Annotated in this window: 18 protein-coding genes and 5 tRNA genes; 16 read left to right on the top strand and 7 right to left on the bottom strand. The window is 68.1% G+C overall.

All coding sequences use genetic code 11. The features are described from left to right. The 4 genes from ABT115_RS22795 to ABT115_RS22780 form a co-directional block, all read right to left on the bottom strand. Window positions 1-305: GTP-binding protein (locus ABT115_RS22795; protein WP_351792808.1), on the bottom strand; the 305-nt coding region annotated here is incomplete at its 3' end. Next, entirely contained in the window at window positions 286-693 is a 408-nt protein-coding gene (locus ABT115_RS22790) for a DUF742 domain-containing protein (RefSeq protein WP_351792805.1), read from the bottom strand. The genes ABT115_RS22790 and ABT115_RS22795, both read right to left, overlap by 20 nt. Before the next feature lie 133 nt (window positions 694-826). Then, entirely contained in the window at window positions 827-1,249 is a 423-nt protein-coding gene (locus ABT115_RS22785) for a roadblock/LC7 domain-containing protein (protein WP_351792802.1), read from the bottom strand. Beyond that, a complete protein-coding gene (locus ABT115_RS22780; protein ID WP_351792799.1) occupies window positions 1,250-4,984 on the bottom strand; it encodes a sensor histidine kinase in 3,735 nt (1,244 codons plus the stop codon). Between the two features lie 561 nt (window positions 4,985-5,545). On the opposite strand from ABT115_RS22780, the gene ABT115_RS22775 reads away from it, so the two are divergent. The 3 genes from ABT115_RS22775 (at window position 5,546) to gltX (ending at window position 8,111) form a co-directional block, all read left to right on the top strand. Further along, entirely contained in the window at window positions 5,546-5,746 is a 201-nt protein-coding gene (locus ABT115_RS22775) for a hypothetical protein (protein WP_351792796.1), read from the top strand. An 81-nt stretch (window positions 5,747-5,827) separates the two neighbouring features. Beyond that, window positions 5,828-6,604, top strand: a complete 777-nt coding sequence (locus tag ABT115_RS22770; protein ID WP_351792794.1) for a fumarylacetoacetate hydrolase family protein — start codon at window positions 5,828-5,830, stop codon at window positions 6,602-6,604. Beyond that, window positions 6,597-8,111 (top strand): glutamate--tRNA ligase, encoded by a 1,515-nt coding sequence (gene gltX / locus ABT115_RS22765; protein WP_351792791.1) that lies wholly within the window; start codon window positions 6,597-6,599, stop codon window positions 8,109-8,111. The genes ABT115_RS22770 and gltX overlap by 8 nt, the downstream gene beginning before the upstream one ends. Window positions 8,112-8,406: 295 nt before the next feature. On the opposite strand, the gene ABT115_RS22760 is transcribed toward gltX, so the two are convergent. Further along, entirely contained in the window at window positions 8,407-8,736 is a 330-nt protein-coding gene (locus ABT115_RS22760) for a hypothetical protein (RefSeq protein WP_351792788.1), read from the bottom strand. 152 nt (window positions 8,737-8,888) lie between these two features. Here ABT115_RS22760 and ABT115_RS22755 point away from each other — a divergent pair, with 152 nt between their 5' ends. The 9 genes from ABT115_RS22755 to ABT115_RS22715 all read left to right on the top strand — a co-directional run bounded on the left by ABT115_RS22755 (window position 8,889) and on the right by ABT115_RS22715 (window position 11,597). Continuing rightward, window positions 8,889-9,743, top strand: coding sequence for a helix-turn-helix domain-containing protein (locus ABT115_RS22755; RefSeq protein WP_351792785.1), 855 nt, complete (start codon window positions 8,889-8,891; stop codon window positions 9,741-9,743). Continuing rightward, window positions 9,685-10,026, top strand: a complete 342-nt coding sequence (locus ABT115_RS22750; protein WP_351792782.1) for a DUF397 domain-containing protein — start codon at window positions 9,685-9,687, stop codon at window positions 10,024-10,026. Before ABT115_RS22755 ends, ABT115_RS22750 begins: the two co-directional genes overlap by 59 nt. After that, the gene (locus tag ABT115_RS22745; protein WP_351792780.1) at window positions 9,939-10,256 is read left to right on the top strand and encodes a hypothetical protein; all 318 of its coding nucleotides are present in this window, start codon (window positions 9,939-9,941) and stop codon (window positions 10,254-10,256) included. Before ABT115_RS22750 ends, ABT115_RS22745 begins: the two co-directional genes overlap by 88 nt. 48 nt (window positions 10,257-10,304) lie before the next feature. Then, window positions 10,305-11,024 carry an HAD family hydrolase gene (locus tag ABT115_RS22740; RefSeq protein WP_351792777.1) on the top strand — a complete coding sequence of 240 codons (720 nt, stop codon included), beginning with the start codon at window positions 10,305-10,307 and terminating at the stop codon, window positions 11,022-11,024. 88 nt (window positions 11,025-11,112) lie between these two features. After that, window positions 11,113-11,184 (top strand) — tRNA-Gln (locus tag ABT115_RS22735). A 25-nt stretch (window positions 11,185-11,209) separates the two neighbouring features. Next, window positions 11,210-11,282: transfer RNA gene (locus tag ABT115_RS22730), tRNA-Glu, on the top strand. A gap of 60 nt (window positions 11,283-11,342) precedes the next feature. Next, window positions 11,343-11,415, top strand: a tRNA-Glu gene (locus ABT115_RS22725). 12 nt (window positions 11,416-11,427) lie between these two features. Continuing rightward, window positions 11,428-11,499 (top strand) — tRNA-Gln (locus ABT115_RS22720). Between the two features lie 25 nt (window positions 11,500-11,524). Then, window positions 11,525-11,597, top strand: a tRNA-Glu gene (locus ABT115_RS22715). A gap of 156 nt (window positions 11,598-11,753) precedes the next feature. Here the strand turns inward: ABT115_RS22715 and ndgR are convergent. Then, the gene (gene ndgR, locus ABT115_RS22710; RefSeq protein WP_351792774.1) at window positions 11,754-12,470 is read right to left on the bottom strand and encodes an IclR family transcriptional regulator NdgR; all 717 of its coding nucleotides are present in this window, start codon (window positions 12,468-12,470) and stop codon (window positions 11,754-11,756) included. A gap of 339 nt (window positions 12,471-12,809) precedes the next feature. On the opposite strand from ndgR, the gene leuC reads away from it, so the two are divergent. The 4 genes from leuC to ABT115_RS22690 all read left to right on the top strand — a co-directional run bounded on the left by leuC (window position 12,810) and on the right by ABT115_RS22690 (window position 15,935). Further along, a complete protein-coding gene (gene leuC / locus ABT115_RS22705; RefSeq protein WP_351792772.1) occupies window positions 12,810-14,234 on the top strand; it encodes a 3-isopropylmalate dehydratase large subunit in 1,425 nt (474 codons plus the stop codon). Between the two features lie 5 nt (window positions 14,235-14,239). After that, window positions 14,240-14,833, top strand: a complete 594-nt coding sequence (gene leuD / locus ABT115_RS22700) for a 3-isopropylmalate dehydratase small subunit (RefSeq protein WP_351792771.1) — start codon at window positions 14,240-14,242, stop codon at window positions 14,831-14,833. A gap of 104 nt (window positions 14,834-14,937) precedes the next feature. Then, window positions 14,938-15,165: an SCO5555 family protein gene (locus tag ABT115_RS22695; RefSeq protein WP_351792768.1), complete on the top strand. Its 228-nt coding sequence runs from the start codon at window positions 14,938-14,940 to the stop codon at window positions 15,163-15,165. A 143-nt stretch (window positions 15,166-15,308) separates the two neighbouring features. Then, window positions 15,309-15,935, top strand: a complete 627-nt coding sequence (locus tag ABT115_RS22690; protein ID WP_351792765.1) for an HU family DNA-binding protein — start codon at window positions 15,309-15,311, stop codon at window positions 15,933-15,935. Window positions 15,936-16,028: 93 nt separating this feature from the next. On the opposite strand, the gene ABT115_RS22685 is transcribed toward ABT115_RS22690, so the two are convergent. Further along, a complete protein-coding gene (locus tag ABT115_RS22685; protein ID WP_327370078.1) occupies window positions 16,029-16,232 on the bottom strand; it encodes a hypothetical protein in 204 nt (67 codons plus the stop codon). Between the last annotated feature and the right edge of the window lie 10 nt (window positions 16,233-16,242).

The raw sequence follows: 16,242 nt of genomic DNA, 5'->3' as shown, positions 1-16,242 counted from the left end.
AGGTCGTCCCACATGAACCAGAAGCGGTCCTGTCCGGGGGTACCGAAGAGGTACAGGATCAGGTCCTGGTCCAGGGTGATGCGGCCGAAGTCCATCGCCACCGTCGTGGTGGTCTTGTCTCCGGTGTGAGTCAGGTCGTCGATGCCCGCGGACGCGGACGTCATCACGGCTTCGGTGCGCAGCGGGTTGATCTCCGAAACGGCACCGACGAACGTGGTCTTACCCACGCCGAAGCCCCCTGCCACCACGATCTTCGCCGAGGTGGTGGCCCGGGCTGCTCCGCCGCTAGAGCTTGCGAAGTCCACTGAGCACCCTTTCGAGCAGTGTCACATCCGGCGTGCCGCCGGCCTCTCCATTGCCTGGCTGGTGGATGGCCACCATGCCGGCTTCCGCCAGGTCCGCGACAAGAATCCGGGCCACACCGAGTGGCATCGACAGCAGCGCCGAGACCTCGGCCACCGACTTGACCTCACGGCAGAGGTGGCAGATCCGCTGGTGCTCGGGGAGCAGCGTCCCCAGATGCGCGGGGTCGGCCGTGGTGGAGACCAGAGCCTCGATCGCGAGCTGGTAGCGGGGCCGGGTCCGGCCGCCGGTCATGGCATACGGACGGACCAGCGGCTGGTCGCCTTCACCGTCGTACGACGCGTGGTGCAGTGCGCCGTACGGATCGGATGAGGCGGGTGGCGGGGTCATGAATCCTCCGGGCGTGACAGCAGGTGGTCGGCCTGCCGTCTGAAGGGGCCGGTGGGGGGAGCTGAGCGGCCGGACGGGTGAGGGTTGAGGGCGTTGCCTGGGGCAATCGGGTCTGTCATCGATCCACGGCCGCCTAGTGGAGCAGGCTGCCCTGGAGCTCGGCACGGAGGTCCGGGGTGAGGACGGTGCCCGCACGATCGACCAGGAGGGCCATTTCGTACCCGACCAGACCGATGTCGGCTTCCGGGTGGGCGAGCACGGCCAACGAGGAGCCGTCCGAGATGGACATCAGGAAGAGGAACCCGCGTTCCATCTCGACTACGGTCTGGCTGACGGCGCCGCCTTCGAAGATCCGGGAGGCGCCCGCGGTCAGCGAGGTCAGACCGGAGGCGACAGCCGCCAGCTGGTCCGCGCGGTCGCGTGGAAATCCTTCGGACATGGCCAGCAGGAGTCCGTCGGCGGAGACCACCACCGTGTGCGACACCCCGGGGGTGTTGTCCACGAAGCTGGTGATCAACCAGTTCAGATTCTGTGCGGCCTGACTCATCGGGCTCAACTAACGCTCCTGCTGGTGAGTGGGGCCGAGGGGAAAACTTCCGGTCGACTGGCCGTTGTTGGCCTGCCGTCCCTGCTGGATGCCCCGGCGGAGATTGGTCAACCGCCCGCGCACATCGTCGGGCGCACGCGACACCTGGGGACCGGGCTGATGGTTCTGCTGCTGCGCGGTGCCCGGCACCAGATTGGCGCGAGGTACTCGGCGAGGCAGTCCGGAGGTGGTGATTCCGCCTGCCGCGGGATTCTTGGCCCGCTCCGCCTGCCGGACGAGTTCGTCGTTCGGCGAGGGGCGCCAGGAGCTTGTGGTGGTGTCCAGGTCGCCTCCGCGCGGCGCGGCGGGAGCGGGACGCTCCTGGGCCGACTGCTCCGGGAAGGCGGACACCTGCGGCTCGGCGGGCGGCCGCTGGCCGCCCTGCTGCGGGCCATGGAACCAGTTCGTCTCCAGGGTGTCGTACAGCGGCGTACGACCGTCCCCGGGCTCGGCCGGAGGCAGCGCCTCGGGCTGCGCCTGAGGAGGCAGGACCGGGCGGTGCTGCGCGTCGCTGTTGGGCGCGGCGGGCGGACGCGGGGTACCGAAGTCCCCGTTGTCCCGGTCGTGCCGACGCGGCGCCGGCAGGCCCTGGTCCTGCGCCCGGGTGGGCAGTGGCTGTCCGAAGTCGGGGCGGGCGAACTGCGCGGTGCTCGCCGGGTCCAGTTCCTGCGGAGACTGAGCCTGCGGTGCCGGAGCCGAGAAGTCCGGACGGGCGAACTCGGCGGTGGATCCGGGGCCCTGGCGGTCGTCCATGGCCGGCCGCGCGTTGAGCGGAGGGCTCATCGGCCGCTGGAACTGGCCGGTGGAGTCGGGCTCCTCGTGACCACGCGGGGTGTCCAGCGGAGTACGCCGCGGCGCGGACGGCTCCTCGGCGCCCCAACTGGTGGTCTGCGGGCGCTGCGGCTGCGGGTTGCCACCGGGCAGCTCGGCACGTGGACCGCCGACCGGGGGCAGCTGACGACTGGGGTCGACCGGACTGCCGGGCTGCTGGAAGCCGCCCTGGCCGACCGGATTCTGCCGGGCCTGCCACGGAGCCGGGCCGCTCGGTCGGCCCTGCTGATCGCTGCGGTCCTGGCGGTTCGGATCCTGCCGGTTCCGGCTGAACAGGTCGGGCTGAGACGAGTCCGTACGGCCCGTTTCGTCGCCCTGGCCACGGGCGCCGAGCCGGGCACCGTTGCCGAACGCACCGGCCAGGCCGCCACCCTGACGCCGCGGTTGCTGGCGCGAGGTGTCCTGCGGGGCGGTGTCGGACAGCCCGGCGGACCGGGCGCCGGCGTTCTGCTGACCCGGTTGACCCGGTTGACCCGGCTGGTCCTGTTGGTTCTGCGGCTGGCGGGGGCGGACGTCACGCGAGGGCAGTGCGGCACGCGGGCCGGAGCCCGCACCGACCTGACCGCGCGCGGCACCCGGGCCCCCGGCGAGCCGGCCGGCCGGGGCCGCCGGAGCGCCTGTGGGGCCGGGACGGGAGCCGTTGTCCGCGCCCGCACCGCCGAGCAGACCACCGGGGGCGGAGGGCTGCTGCTGCCCCGGTCCCGGCTTGGGGGCCGGCTGCTTGCCGCCGTGCGCGACATCGACGGGAAGCATGACCAGCGCGGTCGTACCACCGGAGTCGGAGGGCCGCAGCTGGATCCGGATGCCGTGACGCAGGGACAGCCGGCCGACCACGAACAGACCCATGCGGCGGGAGACCGAGACGTCCACGGTGGGCGGCGAGGCGAGCCGCTCGTTGATCGCCGCGAGGTCCTCGGGCGAGAGACCGATGCCGGTGTCGTGGATCTCGACCAGCACCCGTCCGTCGGGCAGCGCGTGACCGGTGACCCGGACCTTCGTCTGCGGCGAGGAGAACGACGTGGCGTTCTCCAGCAGTTCCGCGAGCAGGTGCACGAGGTCGTTGACGACGCGGCCCGCGACCTCGGTGGCGGGCACCGCGGCCAGTTCGATGCGCTCGTACTGCTCCACCTCGGAGGCGGCGGCACGGAGCACGTCGACCAGCGGGACGGGGCGGGTCCACCGGCGGCCCGGCTCCTCACCCGCGAGGACGAGGAGGTTCTCCCCGTTACGGCGCATACGGGTCGCGAGGTGGTCGAGCTTGAAGAGCGAGGACAGCTGGTCCGGGTCGGCCTCGCGCGATTCCAGTTCGGAGATGAGCGAGAGCTGACGCTGGATGAGGCCCTGGCTGCGGCGCGAGAGGTTGGTGAACATCGCGTTGACGTTGCCTCGCAGGAGGGCCTGTTCGGCGGCGAGGCGGACGGCCTCGCGGTGCACGTCGTCGAAGGCCGCGGCCACCTGGCCGATCTCGTCCCTGGAGTGCACACCGACCGACTCGACCGAGGTGTCGACGTCCTGCGGGTCGGCCTCGGAGAGCTGCTGGACGAGTTCGGGCAGCCGGTCCTGGGCGACGCGCGTAGCTGTGTCCTGCAGCCGCCGCAGCGAGCGGATCATCGACCGGGCGACGACGAAGGCGCCGACCAGCGAGACACCGAGCACCAGCAGGATGAGCGCACCGCTGATGATCGCTTCGCGCTTCGACTCGTCGCGGAGCTCGCGGGCCTTGCCCTCCATGTCACTGAGGAGCGTCTCCTCGACGGTCTTCATCGCCTGGATCTTGGTGGAGCTCTGGTCGTACCAGTCCAGGTAGGAACGCCGCGGCACGCCGTCCATGCCGGAGGGGCTGTCCAGGACCTTCTTCGCGTAGGTCTCGGAAGCCTTGATCTCCGGGTTGCCCTCCTTCAGCGGGGCGATCAGCTCTTCGGCGTCGTTGCCGGTCGTCGCGTAGACCGCCTCGAAGGAGCGGAGCGCAGCGTCTTCCTTGCGCAGCGCGGCGCGGCCGAACTGCTGGTCGTTCTTGTCGAGGTGCGGCTGCTTGTCGTTGCCGCTGGGCAGCGACGCCGCGATGACCGCCCGCTGGACCGAGGCGTATTCCTTGGCGGAGGAGAAGGCAGCCAGCGCCCGGGTTCGCTTGATCATCTCCGGGTTGCTGGTCGCCTGCGCCATGTCCTGCGAGAGGCTCAGCAGCGAGGTGATCAGCTGGCTGTACTGATCGATGGTCTGGAGACTCGGGGAGTCCTCGGCGTACGCCGTCTTGCGGATATCACGGATCGAGTTCAGCTGGCTGGCGATCTGCTGGACGCTCGAGTAGATGTCCTCGAGGGCCTCGTCACCCGACGGGTCGCCGATCTCCTCCGTCGCCTCGAAGAACGCCGCCTTCGCCCGGTCGGTCTTCTTGCGGGGCTCGGTGACCTTGAAGTCGTCGGCCTTCACCCCGTTGGACAGCGGACCGGCCGAGCGGTCGCGCTCCTCCTGGAGCGCCTGGGCGAGCGTGGTCGCCTGCTTGGTCATCTTGGTCAGCAGCTGCATGTGATCCAGCTGCTGGATTTCGTTCATGGAGTCGTTGATCCGCAGTCCGCCCAGCGTGGTCGCGGCGACCACGGGAAGGGCGAGCAGGGAGACCAGACGCGTGCTGATCCGCCAGTTGCGAAGAGCTACTCGCGAGCCTGCGCTGACGGGGCCCCGGGGCTTGGGCGAGGAGATCGGATCGGTGCCGCTGCTCGCCTTGGCCCCGGGGCGCCGGTCGCGGTCGCCGCTGTCGCCGGCCGAGGCCGGTCCGGGGTTCTGGGCGTGCTGGGGCGAGGAACCGCGGTCGGTCCCGCCGCGCGGCTCCTGTTCCGCCGCAGCGCTGCCATCCCTCTTGAAACGTCCCTGCACTAGCGTCGCAACCTCTGGACCAGGCGTCCCTCCGCGCGAAGACGGGCGGGACGGTGTCGGCGTCGTGGGGCGTCGTGTCCGCCCCTGGTGGTCGTGAGTGACCGGCGCTCTCCCCCCTCCCGCCGCCACTCTGCGCGCCGGCCTGAAGCCCGCGGCGGTGCGTGGAATTCCAGCACAGTGCCGGATCTCCAACAAGGGCCCCGTACCGGGCTGTGCCCCGAGTGACGCGTTGTGATGGATCCGTAACAAGTCGTGGAGCTTGTTCACGGGCAAAACGGACCATTAAGGGTGAATCGACGAGAGGCGGAAGGTGTCCCAGTCGACATGATCAGGAGCGGAATGGATCATTCAGTACTGCAATGTCCGTTTCTGTCGGACTGGCTGGCCGCCCGAAATAAGGCAATTGTCGCCGCAGTCGTGAGGAAACTCACATGAAGATCGCCGTCTCATTCGGGCTTCCGAAGGGAATTCGATGTTTAGCCTGACCGTTTACAGGTATGGCAAATCCGACAACCGGCGCCCCTCCGGGCGGCGCCCGTACCGACAGGGTCCGAACGGCAGATGAAGACGACGATGATGTTCCGCAACATTGCCAACCCCCGGCGCACCACGCTGGCGCACCTCAAGGACGCCGACGAGCTGCAGACGCGGGAACTGCCGGAGCACGCCGTCGAACTGCCCACCCAGACGGCCAACCCCCGCCGCACCATTCTCATGGAAGCCCCGGCCACGGTCCCGGCAGCCGCCGCAGCCTCGGTCTGATACGCGCGTTGTCCCCCTCACCCGCGTTAGCCTGGAGCGTCAGTCTTCAGCCAGCCAGCAAGTGAGGGGCGACAGCATCCCGTGCGCATCGCCAGGTTCTCCATCGACGGCAATGTCGCCTTCGGCGCCGTCGAGGGCGAGGGGCCCGATGGTCTCGTCCTCGACATCATCAAGGGCATTCCGTACGCCGAGTTCGAGCTCTCCGGCACCAAGGTCCCGCTGAGCAAGGTCCGCCTCCTTCCGCCCGTGCTCCCCAACAAGGTCGTGGCCATCGGCCGCAACTACGCGGAGCACGCCGCGGAACTCGGCAACGAGGTACCGGACGCCCCCATCGCCTTCTTCAAGCCCACCACCTCGGTGATCGGCTCGGGCGACGCCATCGAGTACCCCTCCTTCTCCAATGAACTCCACTACGAGGCCGAACTGGCCGTGGTCATCGGCCGCATGTGCCGCGAAGTGCCGCGTGAGCGTGTGAAGGACGTCATCTTCGGCTACACCTGCGCCAATGACGTCACCGCCCGCGATGCCCAGAAGCGCGAGAAGCAGTGGGCCCGGGCCAAGGGCTTCGACACGTCATGCCCGCTCGGCCCCTGGGTGGAGACCGACGTCGACCCCAGCGACCTGACCATTCAGGCCACGGTCAATGGCGAGCAACGCCAACTGGGCCGTACGAGCGAGATGATCCGCTCGATCGAGGATCTGGTCGTCCACATCACGGAAGCCATGACGCTGCTCCCGGGCGATGTGATCCTCACCGGCACCCCCGCAGGGGTCGGACCCCTCCATGTCGGCGACGAGGTCGCCGTCACCATCGAAGGCATCGGCACTCTCACCAACAAGGTGATCAAGCGTGGTTAACGCACCATTCCCCAAGCTCTCGGCTCCGCTCGAGCAGGGGACACCCCCTCGTGTACGTTTCTGTCCCTCCCCGACCGGCAACCCCCATGTGGGCCTGGTCCGCACCGCCCTGTTCAACTGGGCCTTCGCCCGGCACCACGGCGGCACCCTGGTCTTCCGCATCGAGGACACCGACGCGGCCCGCGACTCCGAGGACTCCTACAACCAGCTCCTGGACTCGATGCGCTGGCTCGGCTTCGACTGGGACGAGGGCCCCGAGGTCGGCGGGCCGCATGCCCCGTACCGCCAGTCGCAGCGCATGGACATCTACAAGGATGTCGCCGAGAAGCTTCTCGCAGGCGGGTACGCGTACCACTGCTACTGCACCACCGAGGAGCTCGACGTCCGCCGCGACGCCGCCCGCGCCGCCGGCAAGCCGTCCGGCTACGACGGCCACTGCCGCGACCTCACGACCGAGCAGATCGCCGCATACGAGGCCGAGGGCCGCACCTCCATCGTCCGCTTCCGGATGCCCGACGAGGCACTCACCTTCACCGACCTGGTCCGCGGCGAGCTGACCTTCCAGCCGGAGAACGTGCCGGACTACGGCATCGTCCGCGCCAACGGCAACCCCCTCTACACGCTGGTCAACCCGGTCGACGACGCGCTGATGGAGATCACCCACGTCCTGCGCGGCGAGGACCTGCTCTCCTCCACCCCGCGCCAGCTCGCCCTCTACAAGGCGCTCATCGAGCTGGGCATCGCCAAGGACACCCCCGCCTTCGGCCACCTTCCGTACGTCATGGGCGAGGGCAACAAGAAGCTCTCCAAGCGCGACCCGCAGGCCTCGCTCAACCTCTACCGCGAGCGCGGTTTCCTGCCCGAGGGGCTGCTCAACTACCTCTCCCTGCTGGGCTGGTCCATCGCCGAGGACCGCGACATCTTCTCCATCGAGGAGATGGTGGCAGCGTTCGACATCAAGGACGTCAACGCCAACCCGGCGCGCTTCGACCTGAAGAAGTGCGAGCACATCAACGCCGAGCACATCCGCAAGCTGGATGTGAAGACGTTCACCGAGGCGTGCGGCCCCTGGCTGAAGGCCCCGTTCGCCCCGTGGGCCCCGGAGTCCTTCGACGCGGAGCAGTTCGCGGCGATCGCCCCGCACGCCCAGACCCGCGTCACGGTCCTCTCGGACATCACCGCCAACGTCGACTTCCTCTTCCTCGACGAGCCGGCGACGGACGAGGCGTCCTGGTCCAAGGCGATGAAGGAGGGCTCCGACGCTCTCCTCACCACGGCCCGCGCCAAGCTGGCCGACGCCGAATGGAACGCCGACGCCCTGAAGAACGCCATCCTCACCGCCGGCGAGGAGCACGGCCTCAAGCTCGGCAAGGCCCAGGCCCCGGTCCGCGTCGCGGTCACCGGCCGCACGATCGGCCTGCCGCTCTTCGAGTCCCTGGAGATCCTGGGCCGCGAGAAGACCCTGGCCCGCATCGACGCGGCACTGGCGAAGCTGGCCGCCGCGTAGCGGTCCGCCGTACGCCGGAGGCCGGGGGTTCCCACGGGGAAGCCCCGGCCTCCGTCCGTTCACGGCGCCTGCGGCACCCCGCGCGGGCGTGCTGCAACTGTGGCCAGTAGTGCTTCTTGACGTTGAGGAAGCCAGAGATGCACCGAACCTCCCCTGAAACACGTCTGTGGCCGCCCCCGAAGGGACGGCCACAGGGTCTGCGCAGCCATATGCGCGATGTTTTGTTTGCTGCTTCCGATGCTGCCAGGCGCCGGAGTGCAGGGTCAAGCGCGACGTCGCTCTGAGTTGACTGGGTTCAACCCTCTGGAGTGAAAGGGGCAGTTGCCGAGCCGGGCCATACCAGGCAGCCAGCACTTCCGGGACGCATGGAGATCATGTGGGCAGCACGGTCAGGAGTGCGTAGCGACATCCGGAACCCGCCGTCCACGGCGGTGACCTGGGCACTCCCGTCCTCGTGCGCGAGTCCCCACGCGGCGACGCGGGCATCGTGGCCGCCGTCGGAGGTACGGAACCGCTCTACCACGGCGAAGAGGCGGGGCGCGGTGGCTTCTACGAGGGCGCGAATCTCGTCGCCGAAGCCGTCGGGAGGGTCGGGGAGGGAAGGGCGCGGGGATACGGTGGCCATGCGGGATCTCCTGTCAGTGGTGAGGAGTTGGGAGGACGACAGGCGCAACCGTAGGGTGCGCGTTGGCATGCATCCCATCTATTCGTTGATTTGCAGCCCAAAGCCCCTCGTGTGGGTGACGCGGGCGGCTCTGCACACAAGGAGCGAGGACTGTGGCTCGTGCCAAACTTCCGCCGTCCGTGAGGCAACGGCGCCTGGGGGCGGAGCTGCGCAGAATGAGGGAGCACGCAGACTTGTCCGCCACTCGGGCTGGTGAGCTCTTTGGTGCGACGCAGTCTCGTATCAGCAACATCGAGGCTGGTAGCTATGCGGTAAGCGCTGAGCGGGTCAGGGCACTGGCCAGACTGTATGAATGCGCCGACGGGGAGTTGATTGAAGCTCTCACCGAGATGACAGGCGGCCGGACGCGCGGGTGGTGGGAGGAGTACCGAGAGATCCTTCCAGCCGACGCCTTGGACCTCGCGGAGCTGGAGCACCATGCGCAGACGATGCGCATCGCATCAGTCATCCACATCCCCGGCCTCCTGCAGACGAGGGAACACGCACGTGCGGTCATCGGTGATGTCGTGCCTGCCTTGGCTCCGTACGAGGTGGAACACCGGGTTTCCCACAGGCTCAAGCGCCAGGCGGTGCTGCACGGGAGCGAGCCGACTCCGGTGACGGCGATCGTCCACGAGGCCGCACTGAGAATGGGGTTTGGCGGCGCGCGCGTTACCCAAGGTCAGCTGCAATACATGATCGATTGCAGCGAAGAGGCACACTTGACACTCTCGGTGATCCCCTTCGGGATCGGAACCTTTCCCGGCGCTGGCCACGGCATCGTCCAGTTCGGTGGCCCGCTTCCGCAGCTGGACACTGTTCAACTGGATACGGACCATGGCTCCGTATTCGTCGACAGCGAGGCTCAGGTCGCCAAGTACCGGACGGTGCTGGACCGCATGGAGGCGTGTGCGCTCGAGCCGTCGAAGTCGCGGGATCTCATCCTGCACGTCATGCGCTCACTCTGAGAGAAAGTGGAATTCTGTGGTCCCCCTGGTCTGGCAGAAGTCATCGTTCAGTGGCGAGGCTGCGAACTGCGTCAACGTGGCAGCTACGGCCGACGGCACGCTCCGGTTGCGTGAGAGCGATGACCCAGACGTGATACTCGTCGCAACCCGGGCCGGCCTGTCTGCTCTGGTCGCATCGATCAAGGAGAACGAGACATGCTGGACACCGGCGTCGACGTACCGGAGGCCGTCAATTTGGTCTTCGCCAAGCCGGTCTTCTCCAAGACCAAGTTCTGGCAGATGATCGGCCGCGGCACCCGGCTGCGCCCGGCCCTCTTCGGCCCGGACGAGACCAACCTCGACCACGCCAAGCAGAACTTCCGGGTCTTCGACTTCTGCGGCAACATCGACTTCTTCAACAGCGAATTCGCCGACGTCGAAGCCCGTCAGGCGCCTGCCCTGAGCGAGCGCCTGCTCGGCCTGCAGCTGGACCTGCTGCGCAGACTCGACCGCCGACAGCAGCCGGCCTGCTGACCACTGCGAAGCCCACCATGCGCGCCGTAGACGCATACGCTGGGCTGCATGACGATCCGCGCGGTCCTCTGGGACATCGACGACACGATCTTCGACTACAGCGGCGCCGACAGCATCGGCATGCGCAAACATCTCGAACAGGAGGGCCTGCCCGACGGGTACGGTTCCGCCGAGCAGGCCCTCGCCGCATGGCGTGCGATCACCGATACGCACTGGGCGCGGTTCGCAGCTGGGGAGACGGACTTCCAGGGGCAGCGCCGGGACCGGGTCCGGGAGTTCGTCTCGCGGGCACTGGACGACGCCGAGGCCGACGACTGGTTTGCTCGGCACGCGACCCACTATGAGGCCGCCTGGTCGCTCTTTCCCGATGTCGTGCCCGCCCTGGACCGGCTGGCGGACGGGTTTCGGCACGCGGTGCTGTCGAACTCCAGCATCCACAACCAGGACCGAAAGCTGCGCACGCTCGGTGTGCGGGACCGGTTCGAGGCCGTGGTCTGCGCTGTGGAGCTGGGCGTTTCCAAGCCCGAGGCCGGTGCCTTCCACGCCGCCTGCGAGGCGCTGGCGCTGGAGCCGCAGGAGGTCGCGTACGTGGGGGACGAGCCGGACATCGATGCGGCCGGCGCCGTGGCCGCGGGGCTGCTGGGGATCTGGCTGGACCGGGGCGGACGAGGTGGGCGACCCGAGCTCGTCCGTATCGGCGGACTCGATCAGCTGCCAAGCTTGCTGACGGGCAATACCCGTTTTGGAGCGCCGGACACCTTCGGGTAATGTTCTTCCTGCGCCGCCCGAGCGGAACGAAAGATCCAAACGGGAAGCGCAAAACCGAACAAAACCCCTCCTGGGGGTTGAGTTTTGGTGGGCTATGGTGTAATTGGCAACACTACGGTTTCTGGTACCGTCATTCTAGGTTCGAGTCCTGGTAGCCCAGCGCAGAAATGCAACTGTAGTAACAAGCCCCCGTTGTGTAGCGGCCTAGCACGCTGCCCTCTCACGGCAGTAGCGCCGGTTCGAATCCGGTCGGGGGTACAGATCCTTCCCGCGAGATCGTCTGGGTCGCACCCGCGATATCGATGCAGGATCGCTAGGGCCCCCGTTGTGTAGCGGCCTAGCACGCTGCCCTCTCACGGCAGTAGCGCCGGTTCGAATCCGGTCGGGGGTACTTGTAACACCATGGGCTATGGTGTAATTGGCAACACTACGGTTTCTGGTACCGTCATTCTAGGTTCGAGTCCTGGTAGCCCAGCGCAGAAATGCAACTGTAGTAACAAGCCCCCGTTGTGTAGCGGCCTAGCACGCTGCCCTCTCACGGCAGTAGCGCCGGTTCGAATCCGGTCGGGGGTACAACAGAACATAAAGAGAAGGGCTCTTCACTTCGGTGAGGGGCCCTTCCGCTTGCCCATGGAGGTATGTGTCTCCCCGTCATGTCCGTTTCCTGGACTGCGACTTGATGGAGGCCGCCACAACGCTGGGGCGGCCGGGGGGTGTTCCTCGCGTACGTCAGCCGGTGCGGCGCAGGGCCTCGCTGAGCCTGGCCGCCGAGTCGATGACCGCCTGGGCATGCATCCGGCCCGGGTGCCGGGTCAGCCGCTCGATCGGTCCGGAGACCGAGACGGCGGCGACCACCCGGTTCGAGGGGCCGCGCACCGGCGCCGAGACCGAGGCGACGCCCGGCTCGCGCTCACCGATCGACTGGGCCCAGCCTCTGCGCCGTACGCCCGAGAGCGCCGTCGCCGTGAAGCGGGCTCCCTGGAGGCCGCGGTGCAGGCGCTCCGGCTCCTCCCAGGCCATCAGGATCTGGGCCGACGAGCCGGCCTTCATGGTGAGCGTGGAGCCGACCGGCACGGTGTCCCGCAGGCCGGACAGCCGCTCCGCCGCCGCCACGCAGATCCGCATCTCGCCCTGACGCCGGTAGAGCTGCGCGCTCTCGCCGGTGATGTCACGGAGGTGGGTGAGTACCGGTCCCGCCGTGGCCAGCAGGCGGTCCTCGCCCGCCGCCGCCGCGAGTTCCGCCAGCCGGGGGCCGAGAATGAAACGGCCCTGCATGTCCCTCGCCACCATGCGGTGGTGTTCCAGTGCCACGGCCAGTCGATGAGCCGTGGGCCGTGCGAGCCCGGTCGCCGCGACCAGTCCGGCGAGGGTGGCCGGACCGGACTCCAGGGCGCTCAATACCAGAGCCGCCTTGTCGAGAACGCCGACGCCGCTAGAGTTGTCCATACGACGATACTCCCGTCTCACTCTGTGAAACGCAAGTTCAATTTTCGGCGGAAGTTGCGAACCTGTACGGGCGGCCACACAACGGCCGCTAGTGCCGCGACAGGCAACGTTCGCCCCGTCGCGACGCCCGGCACGCACTCTCGCCGCACCGGACGAAAGCCGAAGTACGTCCAGTACGAGGGCTTCCGGCCGGCACGCCGAGAGCACGCACCGGACGCCGCTCCTTGACGGGCAAACGTTGCCTGCCGCGGCACTAGCCACCGCCCCGCACGGGGGTTCGGACGGCGGTGCACCGAATCTCTAGTTGGGCCGGCGAAGACGCCGGCCGGAGGGAAAGCGATGGGTAGGACACTCGCGGAGAAGGTCTGGGGCGACCATGTCGTCCGGCGCGCCGAAGGCGAGCCCGACCTCCTCTTCATCGATCTGCACCTGCTGCATGAGGTGACCAGCCCCCAGGCCTTCGACGGCCTCCGGCAGGCCGGACGCCGGGTGCGGCGCCTCGACCTCACCCTCGCCACCGAGGATCACAACACCCCGACCCTCGACATCGACAAGCCGATCGCTGACCCGGTCTCCCGTGCCCAGTTGGAGACGCTGCGCAAGAACTGCGCGGAGTTCGGCGTACGGCTGCACCCGCTGGGCGACGTCGAGCAGGGCGTCGTGCATGTGGTCGGCCCGCAACTGGGTCTGACCCAGCCCGGCACCACGGTCGTCTGTGGTGACTCCCACACCTCCACGCACGGCGCTTTCGGCGCGCTGGCGTTCGGCATCGGCACCAGCCAGGTCGAGCACGTACTGGCCACCCAGACGCTGCCGCTGGCCCGTCCGAAGACGATGGCGATCACCATCGACGGCGAACTGCCCGACGGTGTGACGGCCAAGGACTTGATCCTCGCGATCATCGCCCGGATCGGTACCGGCGGCGGCCAGGGCTACATCCTCGAATACCGCGGCTCGGCCATCGAGAAGCTCTCGATGGAAGCCCGGATGACCATCTGCAACATGTCGATCGAGGCCGGCGCCCGGGCGGGCATGATCGCCCCGGACGAGACCACCTTCGACTACCTGAAGGGCCGCGACCACGCCCCGCAGGGTGAGGACTGGGACGCTGCCGTCGCGTACTGGAAGACGCTGCGCACCGACGACGACGCGGTCTTCGACGCCGAGGTCGTCATCGACGCTGCCGAACTGGCGCCGTTCGTCACCTGGGGCACCAACCCCGGCCAGGGCGCGCCCCTGTCGGCCAACGTCCCCGACCCGGCTTCGTACGAGGACGCCTCGGAGCGCAATGCCGCCGAAAAGGCCCTGGAATACATGGGGTTGACCGCCGGCCAGCCGCTGCGTGAGATCAACGTGGACACCGTCTTCGTAGGTTCCTGCACCAACGGCCGGATCGAGGACCTGCGTAACGCGGCCGCGATCCTGGACGGCCGCAAAGTCGCGAGAGGCGTACGGATGCTGGTCGTTCCGGGCTCGGTCCGGGTGGCTCTGCAGGCCGTCGAGGAGGGCCTGGACAAGGTCTTCACCGCCGCAGGCGCCGAATGGCGGCACGCGGGCTGCTCGATGTGTCTCGGCATGAACCCCGACCAGCTGGCCCCCGGCGAGCGCTCCGCCTCCACCTCGAACCGCAACTTCGAGGGCCGGCAGGGCAAGGGCGGCCGTACGCACCTGGTATCCCCGCAGGTCGCCGCCGCCACCGCCGTGCTGGGCCACCTGGCCTCGCCGGCCGACCTGTCCGACGTCCGTACGCCCGCCGGAGTCTGAGAATCATGGAAGCTTTCACCACACACACCGGCCGGGCCGTCCCGCTGCGCCGCAGCAACGTCGACACCGACCAGATCATCCCCGCCCACTGGCTGAAGAAGGTCACCCGCGACGGCTTCGAGGACGGACTCTTCGAGGCCTGGCGCAAGGACGAGAACTTCGTCCTCAACCGCCCGGAGCGCAGCGGCGCCACGGTGCTGGTGGCCGGACCCGACTTCGGCACCGGATCGTCCCGCGAACATGCCGTGTGGGCGCTGCAGAACTACGGCTTCAAGGCCGTCGTCTCCTCCCGGTTCGCCGATATCTTCCGCGGTAACTCGCTGAAGAACGGGCTGTTGACCGTCGTACTCGACCAGAAGGTCGTCGACGCGCTCTGGGAGCTGACCGAGGCCGACCCGACGGCGGAGGTCACCGTCGACCTGGAGGCGCGCCAGGTCCGCGCCGACGGCATCACGGCCGATTTCGATCTTGACGAGAACGCCCGCTGGCGACTGCTGAACGGGCTGGACGACATCAGTCTCACCCTTCAGAACGAAGCGGACATTGCAGCATATGAGGCGGTAAGGCCGACCTTCAAACCACGTACAATTAACGCCTGAGCAGCACGTTTCCAGGACTGCGCCCCCTGCCATCTGGTAGGGGGCGCAGTCGCTTGTTGAGACCCCGTCGGGCGACAACTCGCCCCAGATGGCACAATCGGTGCATGGAACGCGACAGCCAACTCAAGCTTTACGGCCAAGTCGCCGACCGATTGAAGGAAGCGCACGCAAGAGTGCGCGCACTGCAAGTCCCGGAGGGCGTAAGGATGGCGCTGTCCCGGAAGCTGTTGGTCATTACGGCCGCGGCTAAGCACGATCTCCCGGACGCGGCAAGGCGTCTGGACCGGTTGATGAAGGACCTCGATGAGGGCCGATTCCCCGAAGGTGACTGACTCTGCGGAACTGTGCAGCGGTCTACTTCGTTGCGGCACTAGGGTGATTAGCCCGTTTCGTGTTTGATTTGCGGTATATATCTGCCTAACGTGCGAAAACGCTTGAACACTTTCGTTCTGGCAATGTCTCCGAAGGGGAAGACGTGAACAAGGCGCAGCTCGTAGAAGCGATTGCCGACAAGCTTGGCGGCCGTCAGCAGGCCGCAGACGCCGTCGACGCGGTGCTCGACGCGATCGTCCGTGCGGTTGTCGCGGGGGACCGGGTCTCGGTCACCGGCTTCGGCTCGTTCGAGAAGGTCGACCGCCCCGCCCGTTACGCCCGCAACCCGCAGACAGGTGAGCGGGTGCGGGTCAAGAAGACCTCGGTGCCCCGCTTCCGTGCGGGACAGGGCTTCAAGGACCTGGTGAGCGGCTCGAAGAAGCTTCCCAAGCATGACGTGGCCGTGAAGAAGGCGCCCAAGGGCAGCCTCACGGGCGGTGTTGCCGCCCGTGCGGCGGCCAAGAAGGCCGCAGCGAAGAAGGCGGCGGCCAAGAAGGCCGCGGCGAAGAAGGTCACCGCCAAGAAGGCCGCACCCGCCAAGAAGGCTGCCGTGAAGAAGACCACCGCGGCGGCCAAGAAGACCACGGCGGCGGCGAAGAAGGCGGCTGCCAAGAAGGCCGTAACCGCCAAGACCGCGCCCGCCAAGAAGGCCGCGGCGAAGAAGGCGCCCGCGAAGAAGGCCACGGCGCGCAAGACCACGGCGAAGAAGGCCACTGCGCGGAAGAAGTGAGGCCGAGCAGCGCAGGGCTACTCACGCGCCGGGCCGGGCTCCCCTCGGGGAGCCCGGCCCGCGGGCTGTTGTGGACAGTGTGCGCGGAGCCGTTCAGAACGTCTGCAGCGTCACCAGTGTGATCCGTAGATCCGCGCCCTCGCCGGTGCCCTCGATCCGCACCCGCTGCCCCGGACGCAGCAGCCGCAGACCGCCGGCATCGAAGGCCCGGGCGTCGAATTCCACCGGGGTGCCGTCGTCGAGCAGCACACTGCCGGTGCGAGTCTCGGGGTCGTACGTGTACGAGGTCGCCTGCATGAACGGCAGC

It is taken from the genome of Streptomyces sp. NPDC001832 (assembly GCF_040297265.1).
Lineage (GTDB): Bacteria > Actinomycetota > Actinomycetes > Streptomycetales > Streptomycetaceae > Streptomyces.
This window is presented reverse-complemented; position numbering and strand designations above follow the sequence as displayed.

What these genes read in the sequence shown, in the direction of transcription:
- leuC (WP_351792772.1), top strand. Translation starts at nt 12,810, where the DNA reads ATGGGTAGGACACTCGCGGAGAAGGTCTGGGGCGACCATGTCGTCCGG.
- ABT115_RS22740 (WP_351792777.1), top strand. Translation starts at nt 10,305, where the DNA reads ATGACGATCCGCGCGGTCCTCTGGGACATCGACGACACGATCTTCGAC.
- ndgR (WP_351792774.1), bottom strand. Translation starts at nt 12,470, where the DNA reads ATGGACAACTCTAGCGGCGTCGGCGTTCTCGACAAGGCGGCTCTGGTA.
- ABT115_RS22745 (WP_351792780.1), top strand. Translation starts at nt 9,939, where the DNA reads ATGCTGGACACCGGCGTCGACGTACCGGAGGCCGTCAATTTGGTCTTC.
- ABT115_RS22685 (WP_327370078.1), bottom strand. Translation starts at nt 16,232, where the DNA reads ATGCAGGCGACCTCGTACACGTACGACCCCGAGACTCGCACCGGCAGT.
- ABT115_RS22760 (WP_351792788.1), bottom strand. Translation starts at nt 8,736, where the DNA reads ATGGCCACCGTATCCCCGCGCCCTTCCCTCCCCGACCCTCCCGACGGC.
- leuD (WP_351792771.1), top strand. Translation starts at nt 14,240, where the DNA reads ATGGAAGCTTTCACCACACACACCGGCCGGGCCGTCCCGCTGCGCCGC.
- ABT115_RS22775 (WP_351792796.1), top strand. Translation starts at nt 5,546, where the DNA reads ATGAAGACGACGATGATGTTCCGCAACATTGCCAACCCCCGGCGCACC.
- ABT115_RS22695 (WP_351792768.1), top strand. Translation starts at nt 14,938, where the DNA reads ATGGAACGCGACAGCCAACTCAAGCTTTACGGCCAAGTCGCCGACCGA.
- ABT115_RS22790 (WP_351792805.1), bottom strand. Translation starts at nt 693, where the DNA reads ATGACCCCGCCACCCGCCTCATCCGATCCGTACGGCGCACTGCACCAC.